Source organism: Paenibacillus mucilaginosus 3016 (assembly GCF_000250655.1).
Taxonomy (GTDB): Bacteria; Bacillota; Bacilli; order Paenibacillales; family NBRC-103111; genus Paenibacillus_G; species Paenibacillus_G mucilaginosus.
The window spans coordinates 1,861,807-1,882,364 of the sequence record NC_016935.1; the positions used below are offsets into that span (position 1 = coordinate 1,861,807).

Genomic DNA, 20,558 nt, shown 5'->3' on the forward strand with positions numbered 1-20,558 from the left:
GGGATGATTTGTCTTACATGGGCCGGAAATTTGGAATCTCGGCAGAGAACCGGCCAAGGGCCAATCCAGAGACCGCTTTCACGGCGCTCTCTCAAGAAAGCTCTCTCACGCTTCCAACCGCTCACCACGGAAGGACTTATGGCGGATCAGCGGAATCCCTGGGAGGCTTGACGCTGCCGGGAGATCCTGATCCCGATCGTGGGGATGAAGACATGCTGCGGGCGGTGCCGAGCCCGCAAGAGACCACGGAGGAGCCGGATTTATGGCCTGCTTTTGTCAAAAAGGGGCATACCATGGCGGTCTTCAAGGCGAGGGATATTAACAAAAACATCCCCATCTATAACGCCAGGGCCTCTTATTTTTTCATGAGCAAGATGGCGGTCGAGGAGACGGGGTGTTATTCGATCTGCGACCATTCCGTGCGGCCCTGCGGCAAATGCTTTACGAGCGAAGCGGTACCCTTTTTTGTGATGCCCCATAATACCAACTGGATTGGACTGGGAGATTACGGCGTTGTGATCAATACCCGGACCAAGCAGGCTGCTTATGCGATCTGCGCGGATTGGGGGCCCAAAGAGCAGGCGACCGTATTGAAGGAGAATACCGTATACTCCGGAAAAATCGGCGAGGGCTCCATCCATCTTGGCAAGCTGTTAAATATTAAAGATATCGCGCCGCATCCCAAAAGAGCATTTGAGCCGTATGGCGTACTTTACATTTTGTTCCCCAACTCTTCCACGGGGGCCAGGGTGCTGCAAAGCGCGGAAGAAATTAACCGGAATGCCCACCGCCACTTCAAGAAATGGGGAGGATGGAAGCAGGCCAAATATGTGCTCAAGGAACATTTTAATCAAGAAATCTAAGCTTGCCTAAGCATGGTATGGAGGTGACCTGCCACGATGTGGTATGTTGTACAGCCGGGAGATTCCCTGCAGCGGATCGCCCAAAAAACGGGGGCTTCTCTGGAGTCGATCATTCGAAGCAATGCTTGGCCGGATGGAAAGCTGTATATCGGGCATCGGCTCTATATTCCCGAGGAGACCAGGGAACTGGTGAACTATACCGTCAAACCGGGGGAAACGTTGGAGGTTATCGCCCAAAAGTTTCATACGACCAAGCAGGCCATCATGCAGAAGAATCATCTGGACAGTGATTTCGTCGTTGCGGGCCAAACGCTTCAGATCGATGCTCCGGCCGGGGTGGCTGCCTCTTATATTAGACCGCTCGTGACGTATACGGTGGTCGACGGCGATACGCTCGATTCCATCGCCCAGAAATTCAATATCGGTAAGCAGGTGATTATGCATCTCAATCATCTTACAAGCGAGACCGTGACGCCGGGACAGCAGCTGCAGATCGATACGCGGATCAAAATTCCGTACTCGAACACAAGACCTCTGACCACATACAAGGTTGAGGTGGGAGATACCCTTGACACGATCGCGCAGAAATTCAATATCAGTAAGGCGGAGATTATTCAGCTGAACGGCCTGGGAAGCGAGACACTGAAAGCGGGCCAGACACTGACGCTGAATATCGAACCCAGGGACAGCTTGAGCCGGTTCCCCGAGGACTCCGGGACAGAGCCTACTCCCGCTTCCGAAGTATACCGGCAGGAGATCAATTCGGTCTATGACCGGGGGCTGCGAACCAACATCACCATCTGGAAAGCTTCCAAGGATGAAAACGGTACGTATTTTTTTGTGAGCAAAATGGCGGTGACTGCCGTGGGATCACCAAAGGCATTTCATCCCAATAATGAGTTGGGCCTGGATTTTCTCAACAGTGCCGGCAACGAAGGATATTGGTGGGACCTCGTCACTAACGACCACGGGGTTCCGGTCGTCCAGGGCGGCGGCGATCCGGCCCCGGGGTATTATGTATCGAGAACGATACTCTCCGATTGCAAAAAGCAGGAGACGGATCCAACCCGGTACGTGGATGCCGCCGTTGTTCCTTATATTGCGCTTCCGGCGCGCCACCTCACCGGCGCCAAGATCGGAGATCTGTGCGCAGTGGTCAATACGGGTAACAGTAAAATAGGCTACGCCATCGTTGCCGATGTGGGGCCGGATGACTCTCTTGGAACCGGTTCTATAGCGCTTGCGGAGGAATTGGGCATCCCCTCCAGTCCCAAAATCGGGGGAGCCGAAGACGGAATCCTCTATATCGTCTTTGCCCAGAGCGGAGAGAACCGCTGTACGGTCAAAACCAGAGAGCAGGTGATCCAGCAGGCCAAATGGCTGTTTGATAAGTGGGGAGGCATTCATAAAGTCCATGCCTTGTTCGGGAAGTTTCCTTTAAGCTACAAACAGCTTCATGCGGAGCAGGCGACGGCGCATTGAGCTCTGACATATTCTATTTGCAAGACGTTATATAGTCCATGACCGGTTCGTCTTTACCTTCGGGTAAGGTCGAGCCGTTTTTGTTTGTCTGCTATCGCAGGAGCAGCCGCCGGGGACAAAGATATGACGGTGAAGAATAAGTATTACTGACTGATATATATTGATTCGATATATATTGCTGGTAAAGTGAAATTATCCTTTTCCAAACATATCCTGAAGGGTATACCCTGCACATATGGACCTCTCCCATTGCTACAAAATCCGAAAGGGGACATGTCAGCTGAACAGTCAAGACGTCATTTTGGGCATTCTGATGCAGTCGGATGCCTCCGGCTACGATATTAAGCAGCAGTTCGAGAAGCCGTCCCTGAGGCATGGGGGGCTTCAAGGGAAACCGGCTCCGCCGCGCTGAACGGCGGGGCCGGTTTCATGCTGAGCTGCCGACGGGTTGACAAAAGGGAGCATCACGCCTTAAGATTAATACCCATAGGGGTATTGGTGCGTTACCGGATAGGCCCTATTAAATCATCGTGCTCTCGCAGGGGAATTTCTTCTTGAGAGAGGCATGCCGGGAGGTTTCCATGTCAATCCTGATTGTGCTGCTTGTCTTCTGTATCGTGTGGGCCGTGAGAAGCTGGATGCCGGTGAGAGGGTTGACGTTTGTGGAGTCCGGGAGCTTGCACAGCCTTTCAACCCAGGCTCAAGGGACCCTGAAGATGATCGATATCCGTGATGAACTGGATGCCCGAGAGGATCCGATCCCCGGTGCGGTGAACATCTCGCTTGGCCGCCTGCCGTATGTCTGGAAGAAGGAGCTTACGCCCGGCGAACCTGTGCTGATCTTATCAGACAGCCGGCGCCAAAGCATGAAAGCGGCACGGGTGCTGCAGAGAAAAGGATTCGCCGAAATCTACGCGCTGCAAAACGTGTATTGTCCTTATCCTTGTTATCGGACATAATAGCTGTACCTGCAGGAGTATAAGGGAGGAACATTCACCATGCGGACCTATGATGAGAAAGTGTGTCAGCGTCTTAAGCGGATGGAAGGACAGATCCGGGGCGTGCTCAAGATGATGGAGGAAGGCAAGGAATGCAAGGATGTCATCGCCCAGCTCTCGGCCGTTCGCAGTGCCGCAGACAAAGCGATGGCCTACATTGTTGCCGTGAATCTGGAGCAGTGTATCCTGGAGGAGAAGGAGAAAGGAAACGACACCGGAAAAATGGTGCGCGAAGCCGTAGAACTGTTGGTGAAAAGCCGGTAGACCGGTGGAAGCCGCCGTATCTTGAAAAGAACCGAAGGAGCTGGATCTCGTGGAATCCTCATGGATGGTCAACATCGCAATGCCGGCTCTTGTTTCCTTATGGGCTTATGCCCGGTTTGCGCCGGTCAAGGGCCTGAGAACCCTCTCGCCCTCGGAGTTTGGAGACGCCTTGCAGCAGGAGAAGGATACCTTCCTCCTGGATGTACGGGAGCCGCACGAATTCAGGGGAGGGTCCATTCCCGGGGCGGGGAATATTCCACTCTCTCAGCTGCCGAAGCGGATGGCCGAGATTCCCAGGGAGCGTGAAGTCCTGCTCTACTGCCGCAGCGGTATACGGAGCAAACAAGCGGCCAAGCTGCTCAGCCGCAGAGGATTCTCCAAGCTGGCTCATCTGCGGGGAGGGCTCGCTGCCTGGAAGGGGCCCATCACTAAGGAGCCCCCGATAAGCGGGGATTGACCGTTTTTTTTTATGCATTTTATATACCTGTACTGGTATAGGTATTAATGAATGTCGAATCTCAAAACAATTAATGGAGGGCACACATCATGATGAATGCAGACCAAATGCTTGACGCCAAAGGGCTGGCTTGTCCGATGCCGATCATCCGGACCAGGAAGGCGATGCAGGAGCTGGCGGCAGGCCAGGTGCTTGAAGTTCATGCGACCGACAAGGGAGCCAAGAGTGACCTGGCGGCATGGGCCAAGTCCGGGGGACATCGGCTGCTTGAGGACCGGGAAGAAGACGGCGTCCTGAAGTTCTGGATCCAGAAAGGCTGATGGGATGAAGAGAACTCACGACATCATGACCGACAAAAAGAAAACTACCATTATCCTGTTCAGCGGAGATTACGATAAAGCGATGGCAGCCTTTATTATTGCCAACGGGGCTGCGGCTTACGATCATGAGGTTACGATTTTCGCCACCTTCTGGGGCCTGAGTGCATTCCGTAAAGAACATCCCGTGCCGGTGAAAAAAGGGCTGCTGGAGCGGATGTTCGCGAAGATGATGCCGCGCGGCGCGGACCGGATGGGGCTGTCGCGCATGAACTTCGCTGGTATGGGGCCGCAGATGATCAAGCATGTCATCCAAAAGCATAACGCCGTGCCCCTGCCGGACCTGATCGAGCTGGCCAAGGAGCAAGGGGTCAAGCTGGTCGCCTGCACGATGACCATGGACCTGCTGGGTCTCCGGCCTGAGGAGCTCCTCGACGGTGTGGAGTACGCCGGAGTAGCTGCCTATCTGGGGGACGCCGAGAACGGGAATGTCAATTTGTTCATCTGACCGGCAGCATTTCTACATTTCACTTGCGGAGGGAGTATACCGGCATGATAATCAAATCTAATCGGATGGTGGATGCCAAAGGACTGGCCTGCCCGATGCCGATTGTCCGGACGAAGAAGGCCATGAATGAGCTGGAAGCGGGACATGTCATGGAGGTGCAGGCAACGGATAGGGGGTCTGCCGCGGATCTTAGAGCCTGGGCGGAGAGCGCGGGACACCAGTACCTCGGAACGGTGGAGGACGGGGGCTTGCTGAAGCATTATCTCCGCAAATCGGCGGGAGAGGAGCTCCAGGAGAAGAAGCATCCGCATAAGGCAGGGAACGATGAGCTTCAGCGGCTGCTGACCGCAGGCGATGCGCTTACTGTGCTGGATGTCCGGGAATCAGCCGAGTACCTGTTCGGCCACATCCCGGGAGCCGTGTCCATTCCGCTCGGTGAGCTGAGGGCACGGATCGGTGAGCTGGACGGGGAGAAGCCGGTCTATGTGGTCTGCCGGACCGGCAGCCGCAGTGATCTGGCCGCGCAGCTCTTGGCGGAGGCCGGGTTTGCGAAGGTCTATAATGTGCTGCCTGGCATGAGCGGCTGGTCCGGAATGAAAGTTAGCGAAGTCCAGTCCTGATGGGAAGGCTGTATTTTTTTTGCTCAGAAACATACTCCAGGGGGTATATAAGTGGCAACAAGAGCGATGACGGTAAAAGAAGCTGCAGCGAAAGTGTTGAGCCAGGAGGAGCTGTTCATCCTGGATGTGCGCAACCCGGGGGACTTCGCGGATTGGAAGATCGAAGGGAAGCACTTCCGTCACCTGAATATCCCGTACTTTGACCTGCTGGATGGAGTCGACGAGATTATGGACCGGCTGCCTGCGGGGCAGGAGATCCTGGTCGTGTGCGCCAAGGAAGGCTCGTCGGTCATGGTGGCCGAGATGCTGTCGGAAGCCGGCTTGGAGACAGCTTATCTGAAGGGCGGCATGAAGGCTTGGAGCGAGCACCTCGAGCCGGTCAAGGTTGGGGAGCTTAGCGGGGGCGGCGGGCTGTACCAGTTCGTACGGGTGGGCAAAGGCTGTTTGTCTTACATGGCCGTCTCGGATGGGGAGGCGGCGGTGATTGACGCCGCAAGAATGACGGAGGTGTACACGGATTTCGCGGAGTCCCTCGGTGCCCGGATTACGCATGTGCTCGATACCCACCTGCATGCGGATCATATTTCCGGGGGCCGTCTGATCGCCGGGCAGACCGGCGCCTCTTACTGGCTGCCCCCCAAAGATGCGGAGGAGGCGGTGTTCGGATACGAAGCGCTGGAAGACGGCCACAGCATCGCGGTCGGAAGCACGATGATCGGCATCCATGCGCTGTATTCGCCGGGACATACGATCGGTTCCACCTCCTTCCTCGTGGACGGACAATATCTTCTCTCCGGAGACCTTCTCTTCATCGATTCGATCGGAAGACCGGACCTTGCGGGGAAGGCGGGGGATTGGGCCGGCGATCTGCGAGAGTCACTGTACAAGCGTTATAAGCAGCTTCCGGGTAATCTGACCGTACTGCCGGCCCACTTCATGACCGTCGACGAGCTGGGGGAAGACGGGAGCGTATCGGCCAAGCTGGAGGAGCTGTTCGAGCGCAACCATGGTCTGCAGATCGAGGACGAGTCGGAATTCCGCAGACTGGTGACGGAGAACCTTCCGCCGCAGCCGTACGCTTACCGGGAGATCCGCGAGACGAATCAGGGCAAGCTCCGGCCGGATGCGGAGAAGCAGCGGGAGATGGAGATCGGACCGAACCGCTGCGCGGTGCGGTAAGAGGCGCGATTGCCGTGAAGAGTGGCAGCTGGAGTGTGATTCGAGGCAGCGGGGCTGCCTCTTTTTTACGTTCTATTCTTGCAGGAAGGGAGGGAGCTTGTTCTCTCCAATGAAAGTCTGAGTGAACGATCAGATTGGAACTGGAGCGAATGGGACTTGCGGCAGAGGCGAGAAGGCTGCTGCACTGCATGAACAATTGAAGCATTGTACCCTATATCTCCTAAATTTCACTTTAGAGTGCAGCCGTGCTGTTGTATGGATATCCCGCTTGGCGTAGAATGGTGCGTAGTATGAGGCTTCTTAATCAAACAGCACTTATCTTGTTTAAAGGAGGAATCCATCCGTTGAATGCTGTCATAACCCCTAAGAAGGAGCACTACAAAGAGCTGGATTCGATCCGCGGGGTGGCATCCCTGTCCGTATTGATCACGCATCTGCTGCTGGTGTTCCCGGTGATTGCCTCATCCGTCACGTATCAGGAGCATCCTTTACTTTTCATCGCCAAGTATGTGCCATTTCTAAGATCACTGTTCATTGGAGGTCCCGAGGCCGTCAAACTCTTCTTCGTCCTCAGCGGCTTCGTGCTGGCACTGCCCTTCCTCAGACCGGGGGCCAGCATCGCTTACCTCCCCTTCATGGTAAAACGGTTCTGCCGCATCTATTTCCCCTACTACACTGCCATCTCCCTGGCCTTCATCCTCAGCATGGCCGCAGTGCAAGGCCCCCTTCCCGAATACAGCGGCTGGTTCAACTCCAGCTGGGCGGACCCGCTGACCCTTCCCTTACTGCTTCACCATCTGTTCCTGCTCGGGGAATTCAACCATCATGCCTACAATAACGTCATCTGGTCGCTCATCCACGAAATGCGGGTTTCCCTCATCTTCCCCCTCCTCATGTACGGTGTGATCCGGTTCTCCTGGAAAGCGAATATCCTTCTCTACCTGATCCTCGGCTTTGCAGGATTCTACCTGGGAGGCTTCGGGAATACGCTGGGCTTCCTGCTCTTATTCGTGGTCGGTGCGCTGCTGGCCAAGCATAAGGACCGGCTGATCGCCGTGTATCAAGGCCTGACTCCTCTCCGCAAAACCGCCGTATTTTTCTTCGGATTCTGCCTCTATTCCCTGCATCTTCCCGACTCCCTGAAGAACAGCGTTCTAATCACCGCCTTCACCGACCTCAATATGATCGGCTGCTGCATCCTGATCCTCGCCGCTATGGCCAAAGGCGCCTTTTCTAAGCTGCTTCGGCACCCTGTCCTCCATTTTTTCGGCAAAATCTCCTACAGTTTGTATCTCCTTCACCTGATTGTACTGATCGCAAGCGTAAGATGGCTTCACGGATCGCTTCCCGTCTGGTTGATCCTTGGGATAGCAGCGATCGGGAGTATCGCCCTGGCCGCTCTTTCGTATTACGCCGTCGAAGTGCCCTCGATCAAGATCGGGCAGAAATGGGCCGCACGGATATCCGGTACGGGCAAACCGGCTGCAGCGGCGGGAACGGCAGGGAAGGTGAACGGAACACCGGCTCCATAGCCGGATGGTGATGGCCGGTCAGGAAGAAGATACACTATCTTAAAGAAAAATTTATAGGACAAATGGATGGAAGAACCTGTTATTCTCATTGCAATATTTGTATAATTTTGGAGGGGTTCTAAGGGACAGGGGGGAAGCATGCCGAAGAATGGCGGGATGCACATGGATTACACATCTGGGACAACGAAACCGCGCGGCTCAGGCAGCCGATCATACAGAGCAGATGCGGAATCTGCAGCTTGGATTTGAACCGAATGATACAAACTGTATCGAAAGGAGAGGATAGCACCTATGCGGAATCGCTTCTGGATGGTCGTCATGGGAATGCTGGTTGTACTTCTGCTTCCCCTGCAGGCACGGGCCCAAGAAGACATGCAGCTGGAGATTCGGGAACCCAGCGCAGGAGGGTCCTACAGCAAGGAACTGCCGTTAACGGTATGGGTTACCTCCGCTTATGAAGTAACCGAGGTGGTTGCCCATGTGGAGGGCAGGGAAACCAAGCTCAGCGCGCTGTGCGGGAATGGCTGCACGTCCTATTCCGGCACCCTTGCGCTGGATGGTCTCCCTTATGGCGAGCTGACCCTGGTCGTAAGAGCGGCCAACCTGATGAATCAGCACACGGAGACCCAGCTGAAATTCTATCATAACGCCACTCCGCAGGTGGAGCTTACGGTACCGATCGAGAATCACGAAGTCGTAAGAGGCCCCCTTCATCTTGCCGTGAGAGCTGCCGATGAGGACGGTGTGAACCGTTTCCTGGTCCGCATTCCCGAGCTGAACATCTTTGACCCGTATCCTCAAGAAGGGGCGGAAGCCGAGGCCGTGCTGGACCGGACCTTGGATCTTCAAGCCTACAACGGACAGAGCGTGACCTTGCTCGTCACGGCCTTCGATACCCGCAACCAGGGGACGGAGATCCGAAGGACCTTACATATTGAGATGGGTCCGAATCTGACGCCGGTAGAGCATGCGTCCGGCAGAATCTTGGATATGGACAGCGAACGGCTGCTCTATCTTTCCAATCCTAACTCCCTTGTCATCCAACAGAGGTCCGACCGAACCGAAACCGAGATCTGGAAGGACGAAGCGAATCCGGTGGTGCAGGCTTATCTGACTCCCGCGGGTGCTTTGTTCACCGTGACTCACGAGCCGAATGACACGCCTGTAACCGAACACCAGGCCTATCTTTTCCATGACGGGCAGCTGACCCGGCTGACAGGGGAAGACCATCCCCGGGACACTGTCTATGTCATTCCTCCGAAGGACGGGTTTGCCGTATACACCAAGAGCGGAGCTTCTTATCTCGTTAACACCTTGACAGGTGAGCGCCAGCTTCTGCCGGAGAGAGGAACGGCTTTCCATCTGCTCAGCGCGGGTACCCTGCTCTATCACAATGGTCAGGCGATGATTCGCAGGGACGTGACCGGTAAGGAAGAGACAGCCGTTCCGGAAGTCTTTCTCCGGGACATTGTCAGCGACGGGCAGGTCATTCTGTTCAGTACGGATTACACCATTAACAAGGTGGCCGGAGACCAATTTGTGACGCTGTCCCGAACCGACAGCCCGTTAACCGTTCCCAGGGCTTACCGGGACTACCAGACCAACGGAGGGTGGATCGCATACAACAAGTTTCCTGCACGCCGGGTGACGGATGTATATCTGCAATCTCCCGAGGGGGCGGAGAAGCGGCTGACGTTCTTCGGCACCGCAACAGCCATTGACTATTTGGCCCCTGACGGAACGGTATCTTACAAAGCCAATGGAAAAACCTACATCCACCCCGCAGGCAGCGAGCAGGGAACTTATGCCGCTTCCGCCGGCGGCAGGACGGTGTATATGGACGGGCAGTGGTACAAGCTGTTCGGCAATACCGTGTTCCAGATGCAGAGCGGTCCGGCGGACACGTCCGCACCGCAATGGCCTGCAGGCGAGCCGCTCACTTCCACGGATGTGAAGGCGAGCGAAGCTTCCCTGAGCTGGCAGCCTGCAACGGACAATGTGGGCGTGAAGCTGTACAACATCTATGTCGGCGGCCAGCTTACCGCTTCGGTGCCGGGTACGCAGACGAGCTACACCCTGACGGGGCTCACCCCATCTACAGCCTATGAGGTGAAGGTGGAAGCGGTGGACGCGGCAGGCAACGCAAGCGCGGCCAGCCCTGTCATTACCGTAACAACCCTGAAGGAAGTGCCTGCGGAGCAGGCCCCGTACTGGAACGATCCGGCGGGCGCGCTGACGGTGTCCGGCGTAACGTACGACAGTGTGCAGCTGCAGTGGCAGCATGCCGTTGATCCGACAGGCATAGCGAAGTATTCCCTGTGGAAGGGCAGCGAGCTGCTCCACACGGTAAGCGGGGAAGTATACAGCTACCGCGTCACCGGTTTGCTGCCAGGCACCTCTTATACCTTCTCGGTGTCGGCTGAGAATCCGGCAGGCCTTGTCAGCCTGAACAACCCTACCGTGACCGCCGTGACCTACGGGAATGGAGGCGGAGAGCCGCTGCCGGGCGGCAAGCTGTCCCTGCAGCTGAAGCAGGGGATGCTCAAGGTGGGCAGCGTGGCGGAAGTCACAGTGCGCGCCGATCAGGCTTCGGATCTGTACGCCTTCCTGACGAAGGTGCAGTATGACCCGTCGAAGCTGAGACTGGGGCAGGTGCTTCTCGCCGGTGAATTCGGCAAGGAGGGGACATCCGCCACCCTCACGAACTATGTGAACCAGGCAGCGGGCCGCGTGCAGTTGACCGGTTCCCTGCTGGGGCAGCAGGCGGGCAAGAGCGGCTCCGTGCCGCTGGTCGTGCTCAAATTCGTTGTCCTTCAGAACGGCCCGGCGACCGTCGGCTTGACGCCGGAGACTTCCATCGCGGACAGCGAGGGGAATGTGGTGAAGCTGACCGAGCCGGTGCAGCTTCAGCTGCAGATCGGCGGCAAGGATTTTGACGGGGATGGCAGGGTGGCGCTCAGCGATCTTGTCCTGATCGCCGGGCACTATGGCGAAGGGGCCGAATCGGGCTTTGACCTGAACCATAACGGCAGAGTGGACCTCAGCGATATTCAGGCGGTTGCGAACGAGATCGCCGCAGCGGAGTAATTGGTTTTGACACTTGGGCTGTTCCCTGTCATTGCTGACGGGAGCAGCCCTTTTCTTTGAAATACCAGAAAGTATAAATAAGAATGGACAATAGTGGAAAACTAAAGCAACAACGCTGCACCTGGAGGAACCCATGAAATCGGTACCCGAACGACAAAGCTGGATGGATCTCGTCAAAAAAGGAAACAAGTCTTCCGCCGTCGCCATGGCCGGCAATGCCGTGATCGCGGGAACGAAGGCGGTGGCCGCCGCCTGGAGCGGAAGCGGAGCCATGTTCGCTTCGGCCATGCACTCCCTGGCTGATGCCATCAACCAGGGCTTCGTCTTTATTGGCAGCGTGCTCGCCGAGAAGAAGCCGACGCGCCAATTCCCTACCGGCTTCGGGCGGGTAATCAACATCTTCTGCATGATCGCTGTTATCGTGGTGACGGTGATGGCTTATGAAACGATCCGGGAAGGGTGGCATCTGATCCAGCATCCCGTGGAGAGCAGCGGGGGGATTGGGCTGAATGCAGCCGTATTGTTGATTAATCTGGTGATCGACGGAGCGATTCTGGTCAAAGTCATGAAGGAGATTGCTGCGGAAGCGAGGGTCGAAGCCCGCGGCTTCGGTGTCATGGCCAGCAGTTTCAAGAACGTGGGCCGAGCGGCGCCGCCTACCCGGCTGGTCTTCTACGAAGACCTGGTCGCCGTCTCGGGTGCGCTGCTCGCGATGATCGCCGTGGTGGTCACGGCGCTGACTGCCTTTGACGCCGTTGACGGCGTCGTCACCATCCTGATCGGCCTGCTGATGGTCGGTGTGGCGTTCCGCGTCGGCTACGACAACATGATCGGCCTGATCGGCGTGGCCGCCCCGAAGGAGGTGGAGGACAAGGTGGCCGCCATCATCTTTGGCGAACGGTCGGTCACGGATATTTTCCAGATGCGTATCCTGCAGGAAGGGCGCTATTACCATGTGGAGGGCCTGATTGAATTGGAGCCCGGGCTGTCGCTGGCCGACGCGGACGACATCAAGTTCAAGGTTCGGGACAAGCTGCTTCGGGATACCGACATTGCTGACGTCACGCTCGGCATACTCGAAGATAACGGAGTAAGGAACTGGGTTCCGGCGGAGAGCCGGTAGGCTGGAGTGGAAGATCGCCGAGATGGTAGTGGCGGTCTTTTTTTGTGTTGGATGTATGGGGATTTCCTCGCATTTGCTGTATATTGGGAGAAGGAAATAAGGCCAAGATGCGGAGGAACCGGCGTTATGGAGATTGCAATAGAGTTGGCGTCCGAATGGGACATCCGGCGGTTAGGACACAGCGAGGTCCCGGACATCGTGACTCTCATGGAGGACGTGGTGTCCCGGCTGCCTTCGCAGGATCTGTTTGCTGTCGACGACGCAGCTTACCTGTATGCACACGTGGAAGAGCACGGGGAGATCTACGGGGCCTACCTGAACGGGACGCTTGCCGCGTACACAGTGCTCGCGTTTCCTGGGCCTGGGGAAGGCAACCTCGGAAGGGAGCTTGGAGTACCGGAGCAGGAGCTGGCGTATGTCGCCGTGCTGGATGCCACCATCGTGCACGAATCGGTACGCGGCAGGGGACTGCAGCGGTATTTTCATGACCTGCGTGAACGGCGCGCAGTGGAGAGAGGCTTCCGCTATCTGTATTCGACGGTTCACCCGGAGAATCGGGCGAGCATCCGGAATCTGGAGGCGAAGGGGTTCACTCTTGAATGTACCCGGCCCATGTACGGCGGCAAGCCCAGGCATTGTTACGTCAAGCGGATCGTGGAGCATGCAGGAGTCCGGAGGTTATCTTGACAGGAGCAGCTGCCGCGGCTGCTGCTTTCTTGTTATTTTATGAAACAGGATAAGGAGATCGTCTTGTGCAGGGATATAACGTTCTTATGATTTTCAGTCCGGATATGGAGCAGCTGCTCCTGTGCAAGCGCCGGAAGGATCCTTACAAGGGATTAAGTAATTTGGTAGGAGGCAAAATTGAGCCTGGGGAGGCTGGGATCGAAGCGGCCTACAGGGAGCTGGCGGAGGAAACGGGCATTACCAGGGAGCATCTTATCCTGCACCATGTCATGGATTTCACTTACTATTTGCAGCACTGCTATGTTGAAGTTTACGCCGGCCGGTTGAAGCGGGAGGTCGAGGCAGCCGGTGACGAGAACGAGCTGTACTGGAGTGATTTGACCCAAGATTTCTTTGACATGACCCTGTTCGCAGGCGAGGGAAATATCGGCCATATGATCGAGCAGGTGAAGATGAACCGGAGTCTGTTTCTTAAAGATTGAAAAGTGCTGCCTAGATGCAGACAGGATCTCCAAAGCAGCAAGGCGCAAGGCTGCCGGCATACCGGCAGCTTGCTTGCGTTCCTCCCACAGCTGAATGGAACGATAGGTGAAAATGACAGGAGCAGAGCGCACTGATACGCTCCCCTTACAGTTACAGGTTTTTTATTATTTCACCTGTCTACCGTATGGGGAGCGTATCACGCGGCAGCTGCTCCCTGTGTTTACTAAATAACGGCCAGGTTTACCACCTCACTGTTTTTAGTAATATGTAGCTTAGGGGGGAAACATCGAGAAGGAGTTATGCAGGATGATCTCCCTAAAAGTTGTCATTACCTTATTAGAAAGGTGGCATTTGCTACAGAACCATCGTCCCCAAAAGGGATCTATGGATGTCTATGTTGTTTGGACTCGTCAAGGCCCGGAGGCTGCGCAAATGAGAGGTGTCCGCTGCGGCTCTTCCCCCTCTATTTGTGCAAACCTCCTCCCGATTTATCGACTGAAGCTGCCCTCCATGTTTCACATATGGGGATTTTTGGCTAGCTCAATCTCTTGATAACAATCGAGGCGTTCACATTGGTTTGTGTACCGCCGGCCAGCGTCTGCAGGGTAACTGCAGCAGATGAACTATGATTCCTCAGTGTGATTACATCACCGGATGAGAGTGCGGTGATCACCTGCCCCGTGTTTTGCTGCGTGCCGGCCCCTGAACCGTATACCGTTCCCGGAACCAGAGCGCCATTGCGGAATATGGCGAACTGACTTGGCTCTACACCCGAAGCGGAAAAATTAATCTCATAGTTTCCGGCGTCGGTCACCGAAATGGTGCTGGTTCCCGGTGCATGCGTAATGCCAGGCGTCAAAATACCGTTTGAATCAAAGGTAACGTCCGCCTCAATCGGAACCACCTGCGCACCCAGGTTGTAAACATATCCGAACTGGGCCAAACCGCCTGCTGGTCCCGCCGGTCCGGTTGCACCTGTTGCTCCTGCCGGCCCGGTTGCGCCTGTTGCTCCTACAAGTCCTTGGGGTCCAAGAGCTCCAGCCAGTCCCTCAGGTCCAATGGCGCCAATCGCTCCAGCCAATCCTGCCAGTCCTTGGGGTCCAAGAGCTCCAGCCAGTCCTTCGGGTCCCAGTGCGCCAATGGCACCTACAAGTCCTGCCACACCTTGGGGTCCAAGTGCCCCTGCCAGTCCTTCGGGTCCCAGTGAGCCGATGGCGCCTACAAGTCCTGCCACCCCTTGGGGTCCAAGAGCTCCAGCCAGTCCTTGGGGTCCCAGTGAGCCAATGGCACCTACAAGTCCTGCCACACCTTGGGGCCCAAGCGCTCCAGCCAGTCCTTGGGGTCCCAGTGAGCCAATGGCACCTACAAGTCCAGCCACACCTTGAGGTCCAAGAGCTCCAGCAAGTCCCCTAGGTCCAGCTTCTGCAATTGCTCCCGCTAGGCCTTGAAGGAATTGCTGTCCATTAAGCGGGGCACGGGACGGTACCCGCACTATTTTTTTAATTACAATTTTTTTAATAACCCGAAGACAACGTTTCTTCTTTTTTTCTTTTGGAGGGCACACGATCACCGTTTTCTTTTTACACCGTTTTTTTCTGTCCAGACAACCCAACAACGACACCTCCCTATAAGATGGTTCAGTGTACGTGAGTCGTTTGTTTTAAGCATGGACTAATAACCGGGTAGCAGCTAGACTAAAAACCATTTTTTAGAATATTGAGTTTATAAACTGACGAATCGGAAGGTAGCAGTTGATGAAATGAGAAATCCAGGCCCTTCTCCTTGGTTTACATCAAGCTCTGGATGTACGGTGATCATATGGGGGGTATGGCATACTGGAAACGTTAGTTCAATGAAGCATTCGGCTGCCGGTTATGGTCCGGCAGCCTTTTTTCCTAAAGGAGGGGTTAAAAGCTGAGTCGCTTCATGTACATAGGTCATCGCATCATATCACCTATAACTTATTTGTACTGAAGAATATACGCACATATAAGTGATACCTGAAAGAAGGGGATGCTCTCCAGATTTTGTGATAGGGGCATCCCCTTTTGGTGATTTTCATTAAGTTAACGGGCAGCATTCCTATTATGAGCAAATACGAGGTTTGAGAAATAAAAAGACTCCTTGGTACGATGTTTACGGGTCCCAGAGCTCGCCAGCGACCGGATCCAAAAACAAACCAAGGAGACTACAAGATGAATTCTACTCAAAATGAACGTATTAATCAAATCACTTCTTCTACCTTAATTGTCGGAGTGGACATCGCAAAATTCAATCATGTGGCCCGGGCACAAGACTACCGCGGAGTCGAGTTCGGAAAGCCAATCACGTTTGGAAACACCCGGGAAGGCTTTGAATTGTTCGTAGGCTGGTACCAAAAGATTGCGACTGCACAAGGGTTCTAGGACGTCATAGTCGGCATGGAGCCGACCGGCCACTACTGGCTAAATCTTGCTCATTACCTAAGGGAGAATCACGTGAAGTACGGTATTGTGAATCCACTGCACGTGAAAAAAAGTAAAGAGCTTGATGACAATTCTCCTTCGAAGAATGACATGAAGGATGCGAAAGTTATTGCACAGCTGGTCAAAGACGGGAGATACGCCATACCCCATCTTCCTCAGGGCATTTATGCTGAACTGAGGGAGGCGATGAAAATTCGCGATCACCTGACCACTGACCTTTGCGTTGTACAAGCACGTGTCCATAACTGGCTGGACCGGTATTTCCCAGAGTTCCTTACGGTATTTAAGGATTGGGAGTGCAAGTCAGCCATCCAAATGCTCAGTCTATATCTACTGCCGCACGAGCTTGCTTGCGTATCGGATGAAACCCTGCTTAAGCACCTGAGAGAAGCCGCAAAGCGTGGGCTGGGTCTAGGCCGCATCCAGATGCTTAAGGCAGCAGCTAGCCGTTCTGTGGGCATACGAGACGGTTCAGAGCTGGCGAAAATGGAGCTAAAGCTGCTGCTAACCCAGCACCAATGGTTCCAATGCAAACTCGAAGAACTGGAAACGAAATTGGATGGATTACTGACACAGATCCCTTATGTGGAGCAAGTGCTGGCCATTAAAGGAGTTGGCAGAGACACCGTCGCAGGATTTCTTGCTGAGGTAGGCGACATTAGCCAGTATCGCCACCCCAAGCAGATCACGAAGCTCGCTGGATTGAATTTAAAAACAAATTCGTCAGGCACACACAATGGACAAACGAAAATCACGAAGAGAGGCCGCAAGCGCCTACGTGCCTTGCTGTTCAGAGTCATCATGCCATTGGTCTCTAAAAATACAGCCTTCCGAGCCTTGCACCAGTACTACACGAAAAGGTCGGTAAATCCATTGAAAAAGATGCAATCGCTCATCGCTTTATGTAACAAATTGATTCGGATCTTGTTCGGTATATTGAAAAAGGGACATGAATTTAGGGAAGAAAAGATGCTGCAGGATATCCCCCGAATGGCAGAATTACCACAAGCAGCTTAATTATAGCGATTTTTTGGAAGCTTTGCCCTAAGCAATAACAGACAACAAAAGCACGGATGAGTCGGAAAGGCACTATCCATACGGACAAAGATCCTGCCGGGCAGCATATCCGACCTCCACCTCATGGACAGGTTAAATGAAGGAATGTGGGAGCGTAGACTCTGTGAGACGTGGGAGGTTTCACCGCCATGAGCACATGTGGAGATCCAAAGGTGCAACCATACTTTACCAAGGTAGCCATTTTTTAAAGAGGATGGTCTGAGTGGAGACTCCTTTTTGCATCGCTAATCCCATATATTTCTTCGTTTACAACTTGCATCCATATCCATGCTGTCTACTGTGAAGAAAGCTAGGTCAAAGTCTAAGAAAAAGTGAGCATTTTAGAGCAAATGGATTCTCCATAGAGGGAGGTTAGTTTAATAAAGATTGAAACAATTTCAGGGAATAAATAATATCACTCTTTTTACTTGTTTAAATGCCATGATAAAACAGCCGGCCACCAGCCGGCTGTTTTATCATCTATATAAAGATTTATCGATTCTTATTTTAGATTGCACTCTCCCCATTCAGACATACTATGAAGGATTGGTAAAAACTGCTGGCCAAGATTTGTTAAAGAATATTCTACTCTTGGGGGAACCTCTTTATAAATTTCACGATGTATTAGTCCGTCACTCTCTAATTCCCTGAGTTGTTTCGTTAGCATCGATTGTGTAATATCTGGAAAACTTCGTTTTATGTCCCCAAATCTTCTTGTTTCATCGGAAATATACCATAGTAGTGACAATTTCCACTTTCCCCCAACCATTCTTTGCACTTTGTTTAGTCCACAATCATACGAATACTTCTTGCTGTGGTTCATATTTCCCCTCCCAAAATATATCTTATGCTCTTTAAAGTGTGTAGAACCACATTAGTACTGTTTTTGATAGTATGTTCTAAAAATAATCGTACTTGTTATAAATAACATACTCCAATATGCTAACTGTAGCAAGAAAATTCATTACAAAATTACACTTTATTATGGAGGAATAAGGATTGAAATCTTCAGAGATGAAAAAATACAATACGCGTGCCATCCTGGCATCGCTGCTAATCTGCGGTTTTGTCGGCATGTTTAGCGAAACCGCTCTAAACATAGCAATGACTAATTTAATGGAAGTGTTCCAAATTTCGGCCGCAACCGCGCAGTGGTTAACAACCGGGTTCTTGCTGACGCTTGGTATTTTAATGCCTATGAGCGGGTTACTGCTGCAAATGTTTACGACGAGGCAGCTATTCACGGGCTCGCTCATAAGCTTAATCGTAGGTACAGGGATTGCAGCGCTCGCGATTAATTTCGAAATGTTGATGTTCGCCCGAGTTTTACAGGCGGTAGGCATGGGATTGTTACTCCCACTCATGTTCAACACTATTCTTGTTATCTATCCACCGGAAAAGCGTGGGGCGGCGATGGGATTCGTCGGACTCGTTATCATGTTCGCGCCAGCGACCGGCCCAACCATAGGCGGTCTATTAATAGAGTATTTAACATGGCATTATATCTTCTGGTTCTCGCTGCCGTTCCTGGTTTTTGGGTTGTTGATAGGGCTGAAGTATTTGGAGAATGTCACCGATGTCAAGAAGCCCCGGATAGATCTGCTGTCTATCGCATTGTCAACGATCGGATTTGGAGGAGTTGTCTTCGGCTTCAGTAAGGCAGGCGAAGGATCTGAAGGATGGGGCAGCGCGGTTGTGGTCACTTCAATCATAGTCGGACTCATCTCGTTGGTGCTGTTCATTCTGCGGCAGAACGTTATGCGCGATCCGATGATGAATCTGAAGGTTTTCAAGTATCCGATGTACGTCGTCGGGCTGCTTATAGTGCTGTCGTGCATGTTGATCATAATGTCGAGTATGATTATCCTGCCGATGTTTCTGCAGACTGGTGCAGGATTGTCTGTGTTCACTGCGGGACTCATGCTTTTGCCGGGCAGCGCGCTGAACGGTATCCTCTCCCCGCGAATGGGGAGCTTGTTCGACAAATATGGCCCCAAATGGCTCGTTATCCCTGGATTCGCAATCGTTTCACTCACGTTATGGTTCTTTACTACTCTATCCCCTGCTTCGTCAGTGGCCTTTATCGTGGCTTTGCATATCGGGCTGATGGTTGGGATAGGCATGGTATGGATGCCTGCTCAAACGAACGGGCTCAATCAATTGCCGCCGGAGTTATACCCGCACGGCACGGCAGTCATGAACACGCTGCAACAGGTCGTAGGCGCGATTGGAACAGCTGTCGCAATCAGTATCCTTTCGGGCGGAATGGAGAAATACTTGCACGGTTCCTCTGCTCCTACCATAAAAACCGAAATTGCAAACGCGATGACGGCAGGATCACAAAACGTGTTCTTGTTTACGATGATCATCGCATTGATTAGCGTGGTCATGGCTTTCTTCATCCGCCGCGTTGTAGTCAACCGCGAAACGATTAAATCAATACATTGATAATTTAACTAGTATTAAAATGAATTACCTCTAAGCAGTAAGACAGCTTGAGGAATCAGAATCGGAAGCCGTTTACGGCTGATGGATCGAAACCCGCTGGTTCATGCCGCTTCCCGCCTAAAAATAATTTCTAACAGAAAGGATGAATCACCATGAAAATAGGAATTCTTGGAACAGGATTTATGGGCAGGCTTCTTGCTCGTAAGCTCGCCGCAGCAGGCCACCATGTGAAGGTGGCTAACTCGCGGGGGCCTGATAGCATTGCAGCGGATGTGCTGGAAACCGGTGCGTGCGCAGCAACAGCGGAAGATGCGCTGAGTGGTGTAGATGTTGCGATCCTATCCATGCCTCATACAGGCTTTGAGAAAATCAGGCACCTGGTGGCGGCATTGCCCGAGCAGACGGTGGTAATCGACATCTCTAACTATTTCCCTGGCCGCGACGGCGAGAACCCTGAGCTTGAAGCAGGGAAAGTCGAGAGCGAGTGGGTTCGCGACTATTTCGGACGTCCGATTACCAAGGCATGGAACTCAATCGGAATGGCATCCTTCGAGACAAAAGGACGGTCCAAGGGGCAGCCGGGCCGCATCGCGATTCCCGTCGCCGGTGACAGGACGCGTGACCGCGAAGTCGCCCTCGAATTGATAGATGACACTGGGTTTGATGGCTTTGACGCGGGCACGCTTGCAGATTCTTGGCGGCAGCAGCCCAGCTCGCCAGTCTACATTACCGATCTGACGTATGACGAGATGGGGTCAGCGCTTGAATCGGCAGAGCGGGATCGTCTTCCACGACGCCGTGATCTATCCGCTCAAGTATTCGCGGAGCGGGTCGGCGAACGGTCATCTCCTGACGTTGAAACGGTCGTGAGGATCGCTAGAGCACTGTTCATGTAAATGATTAGGCGCCCGGTCCTGGCGACAGGGCGATTTATCTGACGCACTGCTACAGCATGGTTAGGCTTATCGTATCGGCTGTGATGCGCTGGA

General features: G+C 53.6%; 19 protein-coding genes and 1 pseudogene. 17 read left to right on the forward strand and 3 right to left on the reverse strand.

Annotated elements, in window-relative coordinates; translation table 11 throughout:
* The first annotated feature begins 17 nt into the window (after positions 1-17).
* From PM3016_RS08430 to PM3016_RS08495, 14 genes are all read left to right on the forward strand, one after another.
* Positions 18-863, forward strand: a complete 846-nt coding sequence (locus tag PM3016_RS08430) for a glycoside hydrolase family 75 protein (protein ID WP_238540584.1) — start codon at positions 18-20, stop codon at positions 861-863.
* Positions 864-899: 36 nt separating this feature from the next.
* Positions 900-2,345 carry a LysM peptidoglycan-binding domain-containing protein gene (locus PM3016_RS08435; protein ID WP_014369120.1) on the forward strand — a complete coding sequence of 482 codons (1,446 nt, stop codon included), beginning with the start codon at positions 900-902 and terminating at the stop codon, positions 2,343-2,345.
* Positions 2,346-2,926: 581 nt separating this feature from the next.
* Positions 2,927-3,304: a rhodanese-like domain-containing protein gene (locus PM3016_RS08440; protein WP_014369122.1), complete on the forward strand. Its 378-nt coding sequence runs from the start codon at positions 2,927-2,929 to the stop codon at positions 3,302-3,304.
* Positions 3,305-3,343: 39 nt separating this feature from the next.
* Positions 3,344-3,607 (forward strand): metal-sensitive transcriptional regulator, encoded by a 264-nt coding sequence (locus PM3016_RS08445; protein WP_013915060.1) that lies wholly within the window; start codon positions 3,344-3,346, stop codon positions 3,605-3,607.
* A 49-nt stretch (positions 3,608-3,656) separates the two neighbouring features.
* A complete protein-coding gene (locus tag PM3016_RS08450) occupies positions 3,657-4,064 on the forward strand; it encodes a rhodanese-like domain-containing protein (protein WP_014369123.1) in 408 nt (135 codons plus the stop codon).
* Positions 4,065-4,156: 92 nt separating this feature from the next.
* Positions 4,157-4,384: a sulfurtransferase TusA family protein gene (locus PM3016_RS08455; RefSeq protein ID WP_014649972.1), complete on the forward strand. Its 228-nt coding sequence runs from the start codon at positions 4,157-4,159 to the stop codon at positions 4,382-4,384.
* A 25-nt stretch (positions 4,385-4,409) separates the two neighbouring features.
* Complete coding sequence (locus PM3016_RS08460) at positions 4,410-4,889, forward strand: DsrE/DsrF/DrsH-like family protein (protein ID WP_014649973.1); 480 nt, start codon at positions 4,410-4,412, stop codon at positions 4,887-4,889.
* A 44-nt stretch (positions 4,890-4,933) separates the two neighbouring features.
* Positions 4,934-5,509, forward strand: coding sequence for a sulfurtransferase TusA family protein (locus PM3016_RS08465; protein ID WP_014369125.1), 576 nt, complete (start codon positions 4,934-4,936; stop codon positions 5,507-5,509).
* Positions 5,510-5,560: 51 nt separating this feature from the next.
* Positions 5,561-6,688, forward strand: a complete 1,128-nt coding sequence (locus PM3016_RS08470; RefSeq protein ID WP_014369126.1) for an MBL fold metallo-hydrolase — start codon at positions 5,561-5,563, stop codon at positions 6,686-6,688.
* A 344-nt stretch (positions 6,689-7,032) separates the two neighbouring features.
* Positions 7,033-8,220 (forward strand): acyltransferase family protein, encoded by a 1,188-nt coding sequence (locus tag PM3016_RS08475; RefSeq protein WP_014369127.1) that lies wholly within the window; start codon positions 7,033-7,035, stop codon positions 8,218-8,220.
* A 291-nt stretch (positions 8,221-8,511) separates the two neighbouring features.
* On the forward strand, positions 8,512-11,307 hold the full coding sequence (locus tag PM3016_RS08480; RefSeq protein WP_014369128.1) for a fibronectin type III domain-containing protein: 2,796 nt from the start codon (positions 8,512-8,514) through the stop codon (positions 11,305-11,307).
* 133 nt (positions 11,308-11,440) lie between these two features.
* Positions 11,441-12,430: a cation diffusion facilitator family transporter gene (locus PM3016_RS08485; RefSeq protein ID WP_014369129.1), complete on the forward strand. Its 990-nt coding sequence runs from the start codon at positions 11,441-11,443 to the stop codon at positions 12,428-12,430.
* A 126-nt stretch (positions 12,431-12,556) separates the two neighbouring features.
* The gene (locus tag PM3016_RS08490) at positions 12,557-13,117 is read left to right on the forward strand and encodes a GNAT family N-acetyltransferase (RefSeq protein ID WP_014369130.1); all 561 of its coding nucleotides are present in this window, start codon (positions 12,557-12,559) and stop codon (positions 13,115-13,117) included.
* Between the two features lie 65 nt (positions 13,118-13,182).
* The gene (locus PM3016_RS08495; protein ID WP_013915072.1) at positions 13,183-13,599 is read left to right on the forward strand and encodes an NUDIX hydrolase; all 417 of its coding nucleotides are present in this window, start codon (positions 13,183-13,185) and stop codon (positions 13,597-13,599) included.
* Between the two features lie 536 nt (positions 13,600-14,135).
* Here PM3016_RS08495 and PM3016_RS39445 read toward each other — a convergent pair.
* Together PM3016_RS39445 and PM3016_RS40700 are read right to left on the reverse strand one after the other, a co-directional pair.
* Positions 14,136-14,543, reverse strand: a complete 408-nt coding sequence (locus tag PM3016_RS39445; RefSeq protein WP_014649974.1) for a BclA C-terminal domain-containing protein — start codon at positions 14,541-14,543, stop codon at positions 14,136-14,138.
* A 68-nt stretch (positions 14,544-14,611) separates the two neighbouring features.
* Positions 14,612-14,746 carry a hypothetical protein gene (locus PM3016_RS40700; RefSeq protein WP_016362424.1) on the reverse strand — a complete coding sequence of 45 codons (135 nt, stop codon included), beginning with the start codon at positions 14,744-14,746 and terminating at the stop codon, positions 14,612-14,614.
* Between the two features lie 1,049 nt (positions 14,747-15,795).
* Here PM3016_RS40700 and PM3016_RS08505 point away from each other — a divergent pair.
* Positions 15,796-17,082: pseudogene (locus PM3016_RS08505) on the forward strand (IS110 family RNA-guided transposase).
* Positions 17,083-17,623: 541 nt separating this feature from the next.
* Here PM3016_RS08505 and PM3016_RS37175 read toward each other — a convergent pair.
* Complete coding sequence (locus PM3016_RS37175) at positions 17,624-17,944, reverse strand: winged helix-turn-helix transcriptional regulator (protein ID WP_014649975.1); 321 nt, start codon at positions 17,942-17,944, stop codon at positions 17,624-17,626.
* A 191-nt stretch (positions 17,945-18,135) separates the two neighbouring features.
* Between PM3016_RS37175 and PM3016_RS08510 the strand changes: the two genes are divergently transcribed.
* Both PM3016_RS08510 and PM3016_RS08515 read left to right on the forward strand, forming a co-directional pair.
* Entirely contained in the window at positions 18,136-19,569 is a 1,434-nt protein-coding gene (locus PM3016_RS08510) for a DHA2 family efflux MFS transporter permease subunit (RefSeq protein WP_049819091.1), read from the forward strand.
* A 152-nt stretch (positions 19,570-19,721) separates the two neighbouring features.
* A complete protein-coding gene (locus PM3016_RS08515; RefSeq protein WP_014369132.1) occupies positions 19,722-20,465 on the forward strand; it encodes an NADPH-dependent F420 reductase in 744 nt (247 codons plus the stop codon).
* Positions 20,466-20,558: the final 93 nt, after the last annotated feature.